Genomic DNA, 16,762 nt, shown 5'->3' with positions numbered 1-16,762 from the left:
TGTGCGAAGAGGTGCATTGCATGCCCGTCCGGTTCCCGGCCGCCACGCGGCCGATCACGCCGACCTTTCCCCGTCACGTGAGGACAACCGGAAGTGGACATACCCCGTAGTTTCACCATCCGCGAAAGCACCCACCGCATCCACAACCCGCTGGACGACGCCAAGTTGGCCGTCCTCGGGCGGGCACTGCGCCCGGCTCCCGGCTGGAGCGTGCTCGACCTGGCCTGCGGGTCGGGCGAGATGCTGTGCACCTGGGCCCGCGACCACGGGACCACCGGCACGGGCGTCGACCTCAGCGCCACGTTCCTGGCCTCGGCGAGGGCCCGTGCCGCCGAGTTGGGCGTGGCCGACCGGGTGGAGTTCGTGCACGCCGACGCGTCGGGTCACGTCGCGGACGAGCCGGTGGACGTCGCCGCGTGCGTCGGCGCCACGTGGATCGGCGACGGCGTGCCCGGCACGGTGGAGCTGCTGCGGCGCAGCCTGCGCCCCGGCGGCCTGTTGCTGATCGGGCACCCGTTCTGGCGGCTCGACCCGCCCGACCAGGCCGCGGTGGAAGGCAGCCACGCGACCGGCCGGGACGACTTCCTGCCGCTGCCCGACCTGCTGGCGCAGTTCGGCGCGCTGGGCTGCGACGTGGTCGAGATGGTGCTGGCCGACCAGGACAGCTGGGACCGCTACGTCGCGGCGCAGTGGCTCAACACCCGCCGTTGGCTGGACGAGAACCCGGAGGACGAGTTGGCGCCCGTGCTGCGCGCCGAACTCACCGACGCGCCGGTCCGGTACGCGCGCTACCAGCGCGAGTACCTGGGCTGGGGCGTGTTCGCCCTGATGGACCGCTGACGCGGGGCGCGGGCCACGGCCTCCCGGGGCCCGCGCCATCACGGACCGGTGGATGATCGACGACTGCGCGTCGAGGTGCGATCTGCACCGGCCGTCGCGGCCCGGTGGCGGGCACCGGACGTGGACGGGTTGGTGACCGTGCTCGACCGGCCCGGACCGCCGAGCTGGTGGTGAGCGGCGTCGCGGACGTGGGCGCGGACGTCGTGGTGGACGATCCCGACGTGCTGTGGGCGGCTGGGTTTCCTCGTCGCGAAGGGCGCCCGACCCGACTCGCCCGGCGTGGGCCAGGACTGGCACACCGACCCGGAGGTGCCCGCCGAGCTGTACCGGAAACGGCTCTACTTCCGGCCCGACCCGGCGGAGCCCGCGATCCTGCACGTGCGGCAGCTCGGCAACCCGTGGCACCGGCGGACGATCCTCTTCCGCGACCGGTTGCGCGCCGAGCCCGCCGTGCGCGAGGCGTACGAGGCGGCGAAACTCCGTGCGGCGGAAATGCACGCCGGAGACGACGACTACGACGACTACACCCGTGCCAAATCGGACTTCTTCCGCTCGACCAGGTGAATTCGCTCAAGCCGTACGGCCGGTGCGCCGATGGGGCGGTGCTCGATCGAGCAAGATCCCCGACGCGTGCAGGAGGAGTTCGGCATGGCTCTGCGCGACCGCGTCCGCGATGTCGTGGACGGCAGCCGCTTCCAGCGGACGGTCATCGCGGTGATCGTGGTCAACGCGATCACCCTCGGCCTCGAGACGTCGACGGCGCTGGTCGCGTCCTACGGTGACGTGCTCACCGCGCTGGACCGCGCCGCGCTGGCGTTCTTCGTGGTCGAACTGGTCGCGCGGCTCTACGCGCACGGCCTGCGGTACTTCCGCGACCCGTGGAACTGCTTCGACTTCGTCGTCGTCGGCGTCGCCCTGCTGCCCGCCGCCGGGCCGCTGTCGGTGGTCCGCGCCCTGCGCATCCTGCGCGCGCTGCGGCTGGTCGCGATGGTGCCGAGCATGCGCCGGGTGGTGTCCGCGCTGGTGAAGTCGATCCCGGGCCTGCTGTCGCTGTCCGGCCTGCTGGTGCTGATGCTGTACGTCGGCGGCGTGGTCGCGGTCAACCTGTTCCGCGCCGGCGGTGATCCCCGGTTCGGCGACCTCGGTGCGACCGTGCTGACGCTGTTCCAGATCACCACCGGCGACGGCTGGTCGGACGTGATGCGGGACCTGATGGCCACCCAGCCGTTGGCGTGGATCTTCTTCCTGGTCTACCTGCTGGTCGGCACGTTCACCATGCTGAACCTGTTCATCGCGGTGGTGTGCAGCGCGATGGAGTCCGAGGCCGCGCCGCACCCGCCGGGCACGCCGGACGACCGGCTGCTGGAGGAGGTCAGGGCGTTGCGCGAGGAGGTCCGGGCGCTGCACTTGGAGCCGACGCGCCTGGAACCGGTGGGCGACCGGCGTTGACGTCCCTCAGAGCAGCCGCGTGGCGTACGGCATGATCCCGCTGTACCGGACCGGGGCGACGCGGACGTGAGAGCCGGAGAACGGCGCCTCGACCATCATGCCGCCGCCGAGGTAGAGGGCGACGTGGGTGCCGCCGCCCGGTCCCCAGAACAGCATGTCGCCGCGCCGCGCCTGGGTGAGCGGCACCTTGCGGCCCGCGTTGTACTGGTAGCCGCTGTAATGCGGCAGGTAGATGCCGACGCCCGCGAACGCGTACATCATCAGCCCGGAGCAGTCGAAGCCGACGCTGTAGTAGTCGCCGTGCGCGTCGCCGACGCCGCCGTCGCGGATGCCGACGGTCGGACCGTTGTAGTTGCCGCCGCCCCACGAGTACCGCACGCCGAGCTGTTGCAGGGCACGGGCGACGACGGTCTCCACGCCGGCACCGGCCGGTGCCGTCACCGGTTGCGGCCGCGGTGCCTGCGGTTGCGGTTTCGGCACGGCCGCGAGGGCGGCCAGGCGGGCGGCTTCCTCCTCCTCGCGGCGCTTGTCGTCCAGCCACTGGTCGTACTGGGCGCGCTGGCCCTCCAGCCCCTCGACGGCGTGCAGCGCCTGGTCGAGCTCGGCTTCGACGCGGGCCTTGTCGTCCTGGATGCTCCGCGCGGCGGCGGCCTGGCCCTGCTGTGCCTGCACGGCGGTGGCCTGCGCCGCGTCGGCGTCCCGCTTGGCCTGGTCGGCGGCGGTTTGCTTGCGGTCGGCCAGGTCGAGCGCGGCACGCGCGGCCGAGTCCTTGTTCGCCTGCTCGGCCCGGCTGCGCTCGACGTCGTCCAGCGCGTCGAGGCTCGACTCGCTGACGGCCTGCAGCAGCTGCGCGCGGGCGAGCAGGTCTTCCGGGCTGGTCGCGCCGAAGTACGCCGAGACCGAGCCGACCACGCTGCCCTGCTGGTAGCTCGCGGCGGCGAACTCGTCCAGCCGTACCCGGGCGTCCTCGACGGCCCGGCCGGCGGCCTCGGCCTCGACCCGTGCCGCGTCCGCGTCCCGGCGCGCCCGGTCCGCCTCGCCCTGGGCGGCCTCCAGGTCGACCCGCGCCTTGTTGGCCAGCTCCAGCTTGAACGCGACGTCGTCGGTCAGCTCGCGCAGCCGCGCCTCGGCGTCGGTGAGCCGACCGGTCAGCTCACCGACGTGGGCGGCCTTGGCGTCGGCCTGCTGCCGTCCGGCGCTGATCTCGGCGTCGCCGGGGTTGGGCGGCGGTGGTGGCACGGCGTGCGCCGCGCCACCCAGGCCCACCGCGGTGGTCAACGCGATCACGACCGGGATCACCCATCGAGTCACGACTGCCGCCCTCCCCGCGCACTCGGCCGAACGACGTTACGCCGAACGGCGCTGCACAGGCCGACTCTGCCACTCCCACCTCACCGTTTCCAACAGACGCGGCCTGAACATCAGCCACATGGGCCACAGCAGACACAGGGCATCACCCTCGGTCGGGTGACACGATCACCGTCAGTTGACCTTGCGGTCGAGGTCGGCCCAGTACGGCTCGCGCAACTTGAACTTCTGCACCTTGCCGGTGGCGGTGCGCGGGATGGCGTCGCGGAACTCGACCGAGGTGGGCGCCTTGTAGCCGGCGAGCCTGGCCTTGCAGTGCGCGATCAGCTCGGCCTCCGTCACCTCCGCGCCCTCGGCCCGCACGACCAGCGCCTTGATCGTCTCGCCCCACTTCTCGTGCGGCACGCCGATGACTGCCGCCTCGGCGACCGCGGGATGGCCGAACAGGGCGTCCTCCACCTCGATCGACGACACGTTCTCGCCACCGGTGATGATCACGTCCTTCTTGCGGTCGGAGATGGTCAGGTGGCCCTCGTCGTCCAGCTCGCCGCCGTCGCCGGTGTGGAACCAGCCGCCCTCCAGCGCCTCGGCGCTGGCCGCGGGGTTCTCCCAGTAGCCGGCCATGACGACGTTGCCGCGGGCCAGCACCTCGCCGCTCTCGGAGACCTTCAGCCGCACGCCCAGCCCCGGTGCGCCCGCCCGGGACAGCTTGCGCGCCCGTTCCCGCGGCGGCAGCGCGTCGTCGGCCGGGCGGGTGCGGTTGAACGTGAGCAGCGGCGAGGTCTCGGTCAGGCCGTAGAGCTGCAGGAACTCCCAGCCCAGCTCCTCGCCGACGCGGGCGATGGTGCGGCTGGGCGGGGGTGCGCCCGCGCAGATGATCCGGACCCGGTCGCGGCCGGGGATCTCGCCGTCCCAGTCCTGGGCGGCGTCGAGCACGGCGTTCCACACGGCGGGCGCGCCGCACATCAGCGTGACGCCGTGGTCGCGGACCCGGTTGAGGATCTCCGTGCCGTCGACCTTGCGCAGCACGACCTGCGGCACGCCGAGCCCGGCCAGGCCGTACGGCATGCCCCAGCCGTTGCAGTGGAACATCGGCAGCACGTGCATGTAGACGTCGCGCTCCCACGCGCGGGCGTGCATGGCGAACGTGACCGCGTTGATCCAGATGTTGCGGTGGGTCATCTGGACGCCCTTGGGCCGGGCGGTCGTGCCGGAGGTGTAGTTGATCGTGGCGGTGGCGTCCTCGTCCGGCTCGCTCCACGGCCGCGGCTCGGTGTCGAAGCGCATCAGCTCGGTCTCGGTCTGCTCGCCGAGCACGAACCGGTGCCGCGCGGTGACGCCGTCGAGTTCCAGTTCGGGGTCCACGAGCAGCACGGACGCGCCGCTGTGCTCGACGATGTAGGACACCTCGTCCGGCCGGAGCCGGAAGTTCACCGGCACCGCGATGCGGCCCGTGGCGGGCACGGCGTGCAGCAGTTCGAGCAGCCGGGCCGAGTTGTGGCTGACCACGGCCACCCGTTCGCCCTCGCCGAGGCCGAGCGCGTCGAACCCGGCCTGCCAGGCGCGGACGCGGGTGGCGAACCCGCCGTAGGTGGTCGCCGGCACGGGTTCTGCCGGCTGGCCGGGCTCGTCCACGCAGGCCGTGGTGTCGGCGAAGACCTGCTCCGCCCGGTAGAGGAAATCGGCGACAGTCAGGGGTACGCGCATACGAGGTGACCTTATTTCCTCGCCCGCGCCCCGGCCAGTACCGCGAGGCACCCCGCCGAACGCCGGGAGGTGCCACCAGGTCACCCCGTCGCCAGCACGAACCTCCGGTTCACCGGCTGCACGGGCCGGGGGTGGTCGGCGTGGGTGCGGACGAAGGCGCGCAGGGCCGGGTCCTCCACCTGGACCGGGTCGTTCATCACCACCCAGCTCACGATCTCGTCGAAGTCGCCGGTGGTCAGCGAGCCCTCGTAGCGGTGGAAGCCGCCGCCCGGGAAGAGCGCGGGCAGGTCGATGCCGCTGGGCGGCTTGGCCTCGGACGGGCCCGGTTCGCCGAGGTCGACGAACACCGCCACCACGCACGCCCGCAGCACGTCGTCCGCGCGCAGGTGGACGGCGTGCATCTCCGCGCCGCGCGACCGGCCGCGCACCCAGTGCTCGCTCGGCCGGTGGAAGTGCAGGTTGTCGAGCCGGTAGTCGGCCCCGCCCAGGCACACCACGTGCTCGCCCCGCGGCCGGAACCGCCAGCCGTTGCCCTCGTCGTGGGCGCTGAACTGGTCGGCGCGCCACCGCACGTCCAGTTCGTCCGCCAGCCGTGGCACCACCACCGCGTCACGCAGGTTGATCGGTGACTGCTGATTCCCCATGTGGTCACCCTGGCACCGCACCGAGCCCACGAACGGGTGGTTGCACGTCACGGACGGGTGGCGGTCACCAGGTGCTCGGGTCGCCCCACGTGCGGATCGGTCCCCTCGCCACCACGGGCACCGCGGCCAGTTCCGGCAGCGCCGACGCGGCCGGCTCGCGCACCACGGCCGCCGCGAGCGCGTCGTACGGCGTCGGGTCCAGGTTGCAGATCACCACCGCGGCGCCGGCCTTCGCCGCCAGCGGCACCAGTCCCGCGGCGGGGTCCACGGTGAGGGACGTCCCGGCCACCAGCATCACGTCGCAGTCCAGCACCGCCATCCGCGCCGCGCGCAGCACGTCGTCGCGCACGGGCTCGCCGAACGCCACCGCGGCCGGCCGCAGCACACCGCCGCACACGGTGCAGTCCGGCGGGACCTCGCCGCCGCGCACCCGGGCCAGGGCGTCACCCATCGCGCTCGAACGATCGCAGGAGACGCACACCACACGCGACATCGACCCGTGCAGCTCCAGCACCGACGACCCGACCCGCTGGTGCAGCCCGTCGACGTTCTGCGTCAGCACCGACCGCACCCGCCCGGCCCGCTGCAGCCCCGCCAGCGCGCGGTGCGCGGCGTTCGGCTCGGCCGTCCACAGAGGATCGTCCAGCCAGGACTCCCACGCCTCGCGCCGCGCGCGTGCCGACGTCAGGAACGCCGCCGCGTCGAACCGGAACCGCACCACGCCCGACTCCACCGACACGCCCGCGCCGGTGAGCGCGGTGATCCGCCGTGCGAGCGCCATCACGTCCCGTGCACTCATGCCACCACCGTCCCACACGCCTGCGAGCATGTCGGCATGCGCGGGACACGTCGGCGGGGCCGACCATGAGACGACCGTCGGCGGCGCCGACGATCAGGCGACGGACGGGCGCGGCGCTCGGAGCTATCGGTTTGGTCACAGCGGTGGTGGGCTTCTTCCTGCCCTGGCTGCGCTCCGGCACGGTCACCAGGACCAGTTACGAGGTACTCGCTCTGCGTGGTTTCGCCGGGTTGGACGGTGTACCGGGCGAGGTCGTGCGCGGCACCTGGGTGGCACTCACCCCGTTGGCGGTGTGCTGCGTGGTGCTTTGGTTGGTCGGTTTTCACCGAATCGCGGCATGCTTCGCACTAGTGTTTGGCACGATTGCGGGAACGGTGGCGGCACTTGCCGCCGTCCAAGGGGGCAACGAGGCGGCGCTGGTCGGGATCAGCCTGACTGGACCGGTGGCCACCCTCGGTGGTGCTGTGCTGGGGGTCGCCGGGGCGATCACCGTGCTCACCGCGACATCCCGCACAGCGATCAGCACTCCAGGAGGAGCACCGTGACGTACCCAGGTGGCGGCGGAGGCGAATGGCCACCGCAGAACAACCCGTACGGCCAGCCGCAGGGGGGCTACCCGCAGCAGGGCCAGCAGGGCGGTTACCCGCAGCAGGGTGGCTACCCGCAGACCGGGCCGCAGCCGCAGCAGGGTGGCTACCCGCAGACCGGCCCCCAGCCGCAGCAGGGTTACCCGCAGACCGGGCCGCAGGGCTTCGCGCTGCCCCAGAACCAGGGACAACAGCAGCCGGGCTACGGGCAGGAGTTCGGCCACCCCTACGGTCAGCCGCCGCACGGCTTCGCGGGTGGCGAGCCGCCGAAGAAGAAGCGCACCGGCCTGGTCATCACCGCGGTCGTCGCGGTCCTGGCGCTGGCCGCGGGCACGGTCGCCACGGTGTGGGCGCTGCGCAGCTCCGACGACGTCGCCGCCGGCTCCGACAGCCCGTCCACCGCGGCGAACAACCTGCTCAGCGCGCTGGGCAGCGGTGACGTGCTGGGCATCATGAACGGCCTGGCGCCCGCCGAGGCCAAGCTGAGCAAGGACTACACCGAGGCCACGGTCAGCGAGGCCAAGCGGCTGGAGATCCTCAAGCCCGAGGCCGACCCGAACAAGGTCACCGGTGTCCAGATCAAGAGCGAGGGCATCAAGTTCGACGACGCCGCCGCGGAGAAGGTCAACGACCGCCTGACGATCAACAAGGTGGTCGAGGGCAAGATCACGGTCACCTCGGACGTCAAGCAGATCCCGTTGACCGACAAGCTGGTCGACGCGCTCGGCGCCGACCTGCAGAAGCAGGCCAGCGAGACCGAGACGCTGGACTTCGCCAAGGAGAAGGCCGACCGGGGCGGCAAGCCGATCGGCATCGCCACCATCAAGGTCGGCGACGAGTGGTACCCGAGCCTCTTCTACACCCTCGCGAACGCCGCGCTGGAGGAAGAAGACCTCAAGTGGCCCGCCAAGGGCATCGCGCCGGCCGGCGCGGGCACGGCGAACGACGCCGCGAAGCAGATGGTCGAGAAGGCGCTCGAGGGTGACATCGAGGGCGTCCTCGCCCTGCTGCCGCCGGACGAGATGGGCGTGCTGCAGGACGTCGGCCCGGCCATCCTGGACCAGATCGGCAAGACGCCCGCCACGGGCGCGAAGCTGATCGAGCTGGAGACCGACTCGAAGGACGTCTCGGGCGGCTCGCTGCTCACGATCCGCAAGCTGGTCGTCGAGGCCGAGGGCGAGACGGTCGAGATCAGCCGGGACGGCGACTGCTACAGCGCCAAGGCCCAGGGCCAGTCGCAGCGGCTGTGCGCGGACGAGATCACGCAGCTGGTCGAGCAGCAGGGCGGCGGCGACATCCCGTCCGCCGCGGTCGACGTGATCGCCCGGGTCGGCGCGCAGGTGCTGAAGGACGGCATCGGCGTGGTCGCCACCGAGGTCGACGGCAAGTGGTACGTCAGCCCGATCCGCACGTACAGCGAGCTGTTCCTGACGCTGATGCGCGGCTTGGAGCCGAAGGACATCGACGAGCTGATCAAGGCGATCAAGTAGCTCGACGGGCACGACCGGCACGCGAGCCGTGCTGCGCAGGGGTCCCCGCCAGGGGACCCCTGCTTTCATTTTACCGGCGGGGTACGACAATTCCGGTGGGTGAGGCCGTGGTGGTGATCCTGGTGACCGGCATGTCCGGGACGGGGAAGTCGACCGCGTTGGGCCGTTTGGCGCAGCGGGGCTACCGGGTCGTCGACACCGACTTCGGGGACTGGGTCGAGCACGTGCCCCTCGGCGACGGCGTGGAGCGGCAGTGGCGCGAGGACCGGGTCGACGCGCTGATCGCGGAGCACGAGCGTTCGGGTCGAACGCTGTTCATCGCCGGCACGGTGTGGAACCAGGGCCGGTTCCGCCACCGGTTCGACGAGGTGGTCCTGCTCAGTGCGCCCCTGGACGTGATGCTGGACCGCATCGCCGGCCGCGACACCAACCCGTTCGGCAAGACCGCGGCGGAACGCGCGCGGATCGTCGCGGACAAGGCGGAGGTCGAGCCCCTGCTGCGGGCCTCGGCGACCGCGGAGATCGACACCCGCGCGCCTCTCGCGGAAGTAGTGGACCGACTGGCGGCGCTCGCGCACGACGATTCCGGCCGGTGACAGCCGCACACCGGCCGGGGTCGACCGGTGCGGATCAGTCCGCGCAGAGGCAGAAGGGGTGCCCGGCCGGGTCGAGGAAGACGCGGAACGTCGTGCCGGGCTGGTGCGGGTGCTTGGTCGCGCCGAGGTCGAGCACGGCCGCCTCCGCCGCGTCGAGGTCGTCGACGACCACGTCGAGGTGCATCTGCTGCGGCAGCTCCTGGGTCGGCCACGACGGCGGCACGTACCCGTCGACCTGCTGGAAGCAGATGCACTGCCCGTGGTCGGCGCGCACCTCGGCCCAGTCGCCGGAGGCGGTGACCTGCCACTCCAGCATCGCGCCGTAGAACCGCGCGAGCGCGTCGGGGTCGGGACAGTCGATCACGATGCCGGGAAAGCGGGCGATAGCCGTGCCGGACATGCTAAGAGCAGTTCCGGACGTTCCGCGTCCGGAAGTGCGCGGCGACTGACGGCGCGACCCGCGAGCGACGATGCCTAGTTCCGGCGAGGACCCACCGCGGCGCCCAGCCAGGTGGCACCCGCCACGAACAGCGCCGCCACCACGCCCGAGACCGCCAACGCCGACGTGACGCCGTCGTCGTGGGACAGCGCCCACAACACGTTGCCCACCGGAGGGGTGCGGCCGAACAGGAACACCAGCACGACCAGCGCGGTCGCGGCGAGGACGGACCAGCCGGCCTGCGTGATCACCGGACGGCCGCACAGCAGGCCCACACCGACGCCTACCAGCGCGCACACCGCCAGCGCGGCGAAGCCCTGCGCCACCGTGCCGGGCGGGTACGGGCGCGGCTGCGTCACCACCGGCACCAGGGTGGCCACCGAAGCCACGGCCAACGCCGCCAGCACCGACAGCGCGGCCACGGCCGCCTGCGCCCGCGCCCAACCGCCCGCGGCGACCGCGGTGATCGTCCGGCGCACCGGGTCCTCGGCGGTCGCGATGACCACCGTCAGCCACGCCGACACGGGGTAGACCAGCACGCACGTCCCGGCGTAAGCGGGCAGCGGCGGACCGGCGTCGGAGGCGTAGAGCATCCCGAGCACGGCCGCGAACACCAGTGACGGCGGCAGCCAGCGCTGCGTGCGCAGCACGTCCACCAGCAGGTACCGGACCAGCGCCGTCACGACCGCACGCTCCGCACCGAACAGCCCAGCCGCAGCGCCTCGGCCAGCACTCCGTCGCTGAACCCGGCCCGCACCTCGACCCGCGCGCCACCGCCGACCTCGTGCGCCGCGAACACCCCTTCCAGCGCGCTGATCAGCGCGAACGCCTCCCCCACCCGGTCCAGTTCGATCACCACGCCACCGGGTCGGGCGGCGCCGAGCGCCACCTCACGGGCACCAGGCAGGTCGTGCCCGTGGTGGTCGGTCAGCACGACGGCGGTCCGCGACGACGTCACCAGCTCACCGAGCACGGCGCTCGCGGCGGCGTCCAGGCCGGACCACGGCTCGTCCAGCACCAGCAGGTCGGTCGCGTGCAGCGCCTGGGCCAGCGCGATCTTCTGCGCGTTGCCCTTCGACAGGGTGGCCATGGGCGCGTCCGGGTCGCCGACGAACCCCAGCGCCTCGGTCAGCTCCCACCGCACCGGCACACCGCGCACGGCGGCGAGGTGGCGCAGGTAGTCGCGGGCGGACAGCTTCACCCCGGTCGGGAACCGCTCGGGGGCGTACCCGACCGACGCGCCGCGGCTGACCCGGCCGTTCGTCGGCGCCGTCACACCCGCCGCGATCCGCAGCAACGTCGACTTCCCCGCGCCGTTGCCGCCCCGCAGCACGACCACCTCACCGGGCTCGACGGCGAGCGAGACGTCCCGCAGCACCCACGGGCCGCGGCCGTAGCGCTTGCCGATTCGATCAAGACGCACCACGGGTGTGATGATGCCCCGACCAAGGTAGGGCCGGGTTGAAGCGGAATACAGGACACGCGTACTGTTTGGGGTGAGAGGGCATCGCACCCGCGGGTGCGGGAGACTCAGCAGTAGTTCCCCAACCGACTTTGCGCGTCACCAGATGGAGTTTCACGTGACTGCACCAGCGAGCAAGGACAGCTTCGGCGCCCGCGGCACGCTCACCGTCGGCGACGCCTCGTACGAGGTGTTCCGGCTGAGCGCGGTCGAGGGCGCCGAGCGCCTGCCGTACAGCTTGAAGATCCTGCTGGAGAACCTGCTGCGGACCGAGGACGGCGCGAACATCACCGCCGACCACGTGCGCGCGCTGGGCAGCTGGGATCCGTCGGCCGAGCCGGACACCGAGATCCAGTTCACGCCCGCCCGCGTGGTGATGCAGGACTTCACCGGCGTGCCGTGCGTGGTCGACCTCGCCACCATGCGCGAGGCGGTGACCCAGCTGGGCGGCGACCCGACCAAGGTCAACCCGCTGGCGCCGGCCGAGCTGGTCATCGACCACTCGGTGATCGCCGACATCTTCGGCAGGCCGGACGCGTTCGAGCTGAACGTGGACCTGGAGTACCAGCGCAACAAGGAGCGCTACCAGTTCCTGCGCTGGGGCCAGACCGCGTTCGACGAGTTCAAGGTCGTCCCGCCGGGCACCGGCATCGTGCACCAGGTGAACATCGAGCACCTGGCGCGCGTGGTCATGGTCCGCAACGGGCAGGCGTACCCGGACACGCTGGTCGGCACCGACAGCCACACGACGATGGTCAACGGCATCGGCGTGCTCGGCTGGGGCGTCGGCGGCATCGAGGCCGAGGCCGCCATGCTCGGCCAGCCGGTGTCCATGCTGATCCCGCGCGTGGTCGGCTTCAAGCTGCACGGCGAGCTGCCCGCCGGCGCGACCGCCACCGACCTGGTGCTCACGATCACCGAGATGCTGCGCAAGCACGGCGTGGTCGGCAAGTTCGTCGAGTTCTACGGCTCGGGCGTCGGCGCGGTACCGCTGGCCAACCGCGCCACCATCGGCAACATGAGCCCGGAGTTCGGCTCGACCTGCGCGATCTTCCCGATCGACGGCGAGACCATCGACTACCTGAAGCTGACCGGCCGTTCCGCCGAGCAGCTGGCGCTGGTCGAGGCCTACGCCAAGGAACAGGGCATGTGGCACGACCCGGCCGCCGAGCCGGTGTACTCCGAGACGCTGGAGCTGGACCTGTCGACGGTCGTGCCGTCGATCGCCGGCCCCAAGCGCCCGCAGGACCGCATCGAGCTGACCAACGCCAAGGAGGCGTTCCGTCAGTCGCTGGGCGCCTACGTCGCGCACACCGATGGCGTGCCGAACTCGCCGGTGGACGAGGCGTCCGAGGAGTCGTTCCCGGCCAGTGACTCTCCCGCGCTGAGCAACGGCGACGCGGGCGGCAAGCCGCACGTGTTCCACACCGCGGCCGAGGGCGCGGAGGGCAGGCCGTCCAACCCGGTCAAGGTCTCGCTGGACGGCGCGGAGTTCGAGCTGGACCACGGCGCGGTGGCCATCGCGGCGATCACGTCGTGCACCAACACGTCCAACCCGTCGGTGATGCTGGGCGCGGCGCTGCTGGCGAAGAAGGCCGTGGAGAAGGGCCTGGAGCGCAAGCCGTGGGTCAAGACGACCCTCGCGCCCGGTTCCAAGGTCGTCATGGACTACTACGAGCGCGCCGGGCTGCTGCCGTACCTGGAGAAGCTGGGCTTCCACCTGGTCGGCTACGGCTGCACCACGTGCATCGGCAACTCGGGCCCGTTGCAGGAGGAGATCTCCGCGGGCATCAACCAGGGCGACCTGGCCGCCGTGTCGGTGCTGTCGGGCAACCGGAACTTCGAGGGCCGGATCAACCCGGACATCAAGATGAACTACCTCGCGTCCCCGCCGCTGGTGGTGGCGTACGCGCTGGCCGGTTCGATGGACAAGGACATCACCACCGAGCCGCTGGGCACCGACGCCGAGGGCAAGCCGGTGTACCTGGCCGACATCTGGCCGTCGCCGCAGGAGATCTCCGAGGTCGTCGCGTCGTCGATCTCGCCGGAGGGCTTCACCAAGGGCTACGCGGACGTGTTCGCCGGTGACGAGCGGTGGCAGTCGCTGCCCACGCCGACCGGCAAGACGTTCGAGTGGGACGCGCAGTCGACCTACGTGCGCAAGCCCCCGTACTTCGAGGGCATGCAGATGGAGCCGGCCCCGGTGACGGAGATCGGCGGCGCGCGCGTGCTGGCGCTGCTGGGCGACTCCGTGACCACCGACCACATCTCGCCGGCAGGTGCGATCAAGGCCGACTCGCCCGCGGGCAAGTACCTGACCGAGCACGGCGTCGAGCGCAAGGACTTCAACTCCTACGGTTCCCGGCGGGGCAACCACGAGGTGATGATCCGGGGCACGTTCGCCAACATCCGGCTGCGCAACCTGCTGCTGGACGACGTGCAGGGCGGGTTCACCCGGAACTTCCTGGAGGAGGGCGCGCCGCAGACCACGATCTACGACGCTTCCGAGGCGTACGCGGCGGCCGGTGTGCCGCTGGTCGTGCTGGCGGGCAAGGAGTACGGCTCGGGCTCGTCGCGCGACTGGGCCGCGAAGGGCACCTCGCTGCTCGGCGTGCGCGCCGTGATCGCCGAGTCGTTCGAGCGCATCCACCGGTCGAACCTGATCGGCATGGGCGTCCTGCCGCTGCAGTACCCGGCGGGCGAGACGGCGGCGTCGCTCGGCCTGGACGGCACGGAGACCTTCGACTTCACCGGCATCACCGCGCTGAACGACGGCGAGACGCCGCGCACGGTGCACGTGTCGGCGACGAAGGCGGACGGCTCGAAGGTGGAGTTCGACGCGGTGGTCCGCATCGACACGCCGGGTGAGGCCGACTACTACCGCAACGGCGGCATCATGCAGTACGTGCTGCGCAAGATGGTGCGCAGCTAGTCGTCAGCGCGTGACAGGGCCGTCCACCTCCCCGGTGGGCGGCCCTTTCGCCGTTCAGCGGACCAGGGCGTCCAAGGCGACGTCCACGGGGAACGGCACGTTCGTCTCGAGCCGGTCGTGGAAGATGCCGGTGAGCGCGTAGGTGGCGGTCGCCGGGTCGAGTTCGTAGACGTAGACGACCGGCTGGCCGTCGCTGTTCTCCACGCGCCAGAAGTGCTTGATCCCGGCTTGGGCGTACCGCCGCGGTTTCGTCTCGCGGTCACGGATCTCGGACGACTTCGACACGACCTCGACGACCAGCAGCACGTCGTCCGGCTCGTAGTACGTGCGATCCAGGTCGCGAGGAGCCCTCTTCACCACCGACACGTCCGGGCAGGGCCGGTGCCTCTCACCGAGCACGACATCCATCTCCCGGACCGCCGTGAACCCCTCGGGCACCTGTCGGTCGCGACGTGGAAGGTGTCCCGCATAGCGCGGTCGAGACCGCCACCACCGAGCAGGGACGGGGCGCGTCGCCGCTGCGTTGTCGTCACGATTTCAATTTCGCCCGTAACGATCCGCAGATCGAAAACGACCGATGATTCTTATTCACCCGATCGGGTGAACGAATTGCTCTTCGGTGAAATCCGCGTTTAACCTCGTCCTGCCGACGCATCCGACTCGCACGGAACGTCATTCGGTCGGATCTTCACTGGTCCGCACCTGTTCGGGGACTGACTCAAACCGGCTCCACCGGAATGCGCTACGTGATTCCAGAGGGGACTTCACGTCTGGTCGGCGCGCACGAGGAGGTGCAAAACCGAAATGCACAAGAACACTCGAAGACGGGCTTGCGGCGTGACCGCGATCCTGGTGGCCGCACTCGCGGCACCACTGGCCACGACCACCGGGGCGGCAGCCGCGGGCGGGACGGTCACCGGCGCCAAGGCACTGGGGGCCACCGACATCACGTGCGGCGGGTCCGTCCCGGTGACCGTGACGCTCGACGCCGGGACCGGCATCGCCGGCAACCCCGTCGACATCGAACTGGTCCTCGACCGCTCCGGCAGCATGCAGGGCGCCATCGGCGACCTGAAGACCGCCGCCAAGTCCTTCGTGGACATCATCGACGAGGCCACCGACGGCTCGCTGAACGGCGTCGTGGCCAACGGCAGCCGCATCGGCGTGGTCAGCTTCGCGGACGGTGCCTCCGTCGACACCCCGCTCTCGTCCGACGCGAACGCCGCCAAGTCCGCCATCGACGCGCTCGTCGCGTCCGGCGGCACGAACCACTCCGCGGCCATCACCACCGGCCAGGCGCAGCTCGCCGGCTCGGCGCCCACCAACGAGAAGATCATGGTCATCATGACCGATGGCCAGACGACCGTGGGTCCCGACGCGAGCCCCGCGGCCGCGGCGGCGCGCAACGCGGGCACCGAGATCTTCGGCATCGGCCTCGGTTCCGTCGACGCGAACGAGATCCGGGACTGGACCACGGATCCCGACGCCACGCACTACTACCAGGCACCGACCCCCGCCCAGTTGCAGGAGGTCTTCGAAGCGATCGGCGCGGCCATCGTGGTGCCCGCGGCGACGAACGTGACCGTGGTCGACACGGTGGCGCCGCAGTTCTCGGTCAGCGGCGCGGCGGCGTCCAAGGGCTCGGTCGCCCAGAACGGCAACCAGCTCACCTGGACCATCGCCGAGCTGGGCACCGAGACTGTGACGCTGACGTTCACCGCGACCCACCTCCCGACCGCCGGTGGCGGCGCGCTGGCGGTCAACCCGACCGTCGCCTACACCGACGCCGAGGGCCACGTCGTGACGTTCGGCAACCCGGCGGTGAACGTGCGCGGTTGCGCCGCGGCCATCGACGTGGAACCGGAGCAGGAGACCAACGAGCTGGGCACGCCCGGCCAGACCCACACCGTGACCGCGACCGTCACCGACGACTTCGGTGACCCGGTGGCGAACGTCCCGGTCGACTTCTCGATCCTCAGCGGCCCGAACGCGGGCGGCACGGGCAACGGGAACACCTCCGGCGCGGGCGCGGTCGACTTCACCTACCCGGCCACGCAGGGGCTCGCGGGCCTCGGCCAGGACTCGATCCGCGGCTGCTTCACCCACGTCGCGGGCCACCAGCTGTGCGACGACGTGCTCAAGGACTGGGTCGACACCACTCCCCCGGCCGTCACGTGCCAGCCGACCAACAACCCCGGCGGCGGCAACATCCCGCCGGCCGACAACGAGGACGGGTTCTTCGTGCTGACCGCGACCGACGCGGTCGACCCGAACCCGCTGCTGTTCGTCTCCGACTCGGCGAGCTCCGCCGTCTTCGGCGGTTTCCCGAGCGGCACGAAGATCAAGCTGGTGCAGGCGCCGGGCGCGACGCCGAACCAGAAGCCCGGTGCCGGTGACATCGACTGGCGCATCACGCTCAAGGGCGACGCCCTCGTCCACGGCGTGGACGCGTCGGGCAACCAGTCGGCTCCGGTGAGCTGCCTGGTCCCGCCGCCGCCGAAGTAAGCGG

General features: G+C 71.4%; 17 protein-coding genes. 9 read left to right on the top strand and 8 right to left on the bottom strand.

Annotation, left to right across the window (positions count from 1 at the left end; genetic code table 11):
• Positions 1–93: 93 nt before the first annotated feature.
• The 4 genes from B0I31_RS27180 to B0I31_RS27170 all read left to right on the top strand — a co-directional run bounded on the left by B0I31_RS27180 (position 94) and on the right by B0I31_RS27170 (position 2,289).
• On the top strand, positions 94–840 hold the full coding sequence (locus B0I31_RS27180) for an SAM-dependent methyltransferase (protein WP_106618208.1): 747 nt from the start codon (positions 94–96) through the stop codon (positions 838–840).
• 48 nt (positions 841–888) lie between these two features.
• Complete coding sequence (locus B0I31_RS42680) at positions 889–1,014, top strand: hypothetical protein (protein WP_281262320.1); 126 nt, start codon at positions 889–891, stop codon at positions 1,012–1,014.
• Between the two features lie 105 nt (positions 1,015–1,119).
• On the top strand, positions 1,120–1,404 hold the full coding sequence (locus tag B0I31_RS27175; protein WP_245950465.1) for a GrpB family protein: 285 nt from the start codon (positions 1,120–1,122) through the stop codon (positions 1,402–1,404).
• 84 nt (positions 1,405–1,488) lie between these two features.
• A complete protein-coding gene (locus tag B0I31_RS27170; protein WP_106618269.1) occupies positions 1,489–2,289 on the top strand; it encodes an ion transporter in 801 nt (266 codons plus the stop codon).
• A gap of 6 nt (positions 2,290–2,295) precedes the next feature.
• On the opposite strand, the gene B0I31_RS27165 is transcribed toward B0I31_RS27170, so the two are convergent.
• The 4 genes from B0I31_RS27165 to B0I31_RS27150 all read right to left on the bottom strand — a co-directional run bounded on the left by B0I31_RS27165 (position 2,296) and on the right by B0I31_RS27150 (position 6,747).
• Positions 2,296–3,600 (bottom strand): NlpC/P60 family protein, encoded by a 1,305-nt coding sequence (locus B0I31_RS27165; RefSeq protein ID WP_106618206.1) that lies wholly within the window; start codon positions 3,598–3,600, stop codon positions 2,296–2,298.
• A 171-nt stretch (positions 3,601–3,771) separates the two neighbouring features.
• Positions 3,772–5,304, bottom strand: coding sequence for an AMP-binding protein (locus B0I31_RS27160; protein ID WP_106618205.1), 1,533 nt, complete (start codon positions 5,302–5,304; stop codon positions 3,772–3,774).
• Between the two features lie 80 nt (positions 5,305–5,384).
• The gene (locus B0I31_RS27155; protein ID WP_146173962.1) at positions 5,385–5,948 is read right to left on the bottom strand and encodes a carbonic anhydrase family protein; all 564 of its coding nucleotides are present in this window, start codon (positions 5,946–5,948) and stop codon (positions 5,385–5,387) included.
• Positions 5,949–6,012: 64 nt separating this feature from the next.
• The gene (locus B0I31_RS27150) at positions 6,013–6,747 is read right to left on the bottom strand and encodes an SIR2 family NAD-dependent protein deacylase (protein ID WP_181320416.1); all 735 of its coding nucleotides are present in this window, start codon (positions 6,745–6,747) and stop codon (positions 6,013–6,015) included.
• Between the two features lie 143 nt (positions 6,748–6,890).
• Between B0I31_RS27150 and B0I31_RS27145 the strand changes: the two genes are divergently transcribed.
• The 3 genes from B0I31_RS27145 (at position 6,891) to B0I31_RS27135 (ending at position 9,420) form a co-directional block, all read left to right on the top strand.
• Complete coding sequence (locus tag B0I31_RS27145) at positions 6,891–7,292, top strand: hypothetical protein (RefSeq protein WP_146173961.1); 402 nt, start codon at positions 6,891–6,893, stop codon at positions 7,290–7,292.
• On the top strand, positions 7,289–8,824 hold the full coding sequence (locus B0I31_RS27140; protein WP_106618202.1) for a flagellar basal body protein FliL: 1,536 nt from the start codon (positions 7,289–7,291) through the stop codon (positions 8,822–8,824). Before B0I31_RS27145 ends, B0I31_RS27140 begins: the two co-directional genes overlap by 4 nt.
• Before the next feature lie 95 nt (positions 8,825–8,919).
• Positions 8,920–9,420 carry an AAA family ATPase gene (locus tag B0I31_RS27135; protein ID WP_245950463.1) on the top strand — a complete coding sequence of 167 codons (501 nt, stop codon included), beginning with the start codon at positions 8,920–8,922 and terminating at the stop codon, positions 9,418–9,420.
• 34 nt (positions 9,421–9,454) lie between these two features.
• Here the strand turns inward: B0I31_RS27135 and B0I31_RS27130 are convergent, their stop codons facing one another.
• From B0I31_RS27130 to B0I31_RS27120, 3 genes are all read right to left on the bottom strand, one after another.
• Complete coding sequence (locus B0I31_RS27130; RefSeq protein ID WP_106618201.1) at positions 9,455–9,820, bottom strand: VOC family protein; 366 nt, start codon at positions 9,818–9,820, stop codon at positions 9,455–9,457.
• A 74-nt stretch (positions 9,821–9,894) separates the two neighbouring features.
• A complete protein-coding gene (locus B0I31_RS40810) occupies positions 9,895–10,542 on the bottom strand; it encodes a hypothetical protein (RefSeq protein ID WP_181320413.1) in 648 nt (215 codons plus the stop codon).
• Positions 10,539–11,282 (bottom strand): ABC transporter ATP-binding protein, encoded by a 744-nt coding sequence (locus B0I31_RS27120; protein WP_245950461.1) that lies wholly within the window; start codon positions 11,280–11,282, stop codon positions 10,539–10,541. Before B0I31_RS27120 ends, B0I31_RS40810 begins: the two co-directional genes overlap by 4 nt.
• A 157-nt stretch (positions 11,283–11,439) precedes the next feature.
• On the opposite strand from B0I31_RS27120, the gene B0I31_RS27115 reads away from it, so the two are divergent.
• A complete protein-coding gene (locus tag B0I31_RS27115) occupies positions 11,440–14,253 on the top strand; it encodes an aconitate hydratase (protein WP_106618200.1) in 2,814 nt (937 codons plus the stop codon).
• A gap of 54 nt (positions 14,254–14,307) precedes the next feature.
• On the opposite strand, the gene B0I31_RS27110 is transcribed toward B0I31_RS27115, so the two are convergent.
• Positions 14,308–14,691, bottom strand: coding sequence for a Uma2 family endonuclease (locus B0I31_RS27110; protein WP_281262319.1), 384 nt, complete (start codon positions 14,689–14,691; stop codon positions 14,308–14,310).
• A gap of 399 nt (positions 14,692–15,090) precedes the next feature.
• On the opposite strand from B0I31_RS27110, the gene B0I31_RS27105 reads away from it, so the two are divergent.
• Entirely contained in the window at positions 15,091–16,758 is a 1,668-nt protein-coding gene (locus B0I31_RS27105; protein ID WP_181320409.1) for a VWA domain-containing protein, read from the top strand.
• Positions 16,759–16,762 lie beyond the last annotated feature (4 nt).

It is taken from the genome of Saccharothrix carnea, from assembly GCF_003014735.1.
Lineage (GTDB): Bacteria > Actinomycetota > Actinomycetes > Mycobacteriales > Pseudonocardiaceae > Actinosynnema > Actinosynnema carneum.
Note: the sequence above shows the minus strand (reverse complement) of the source record. Positions and strands in the feature narration are given on the sequence as shown.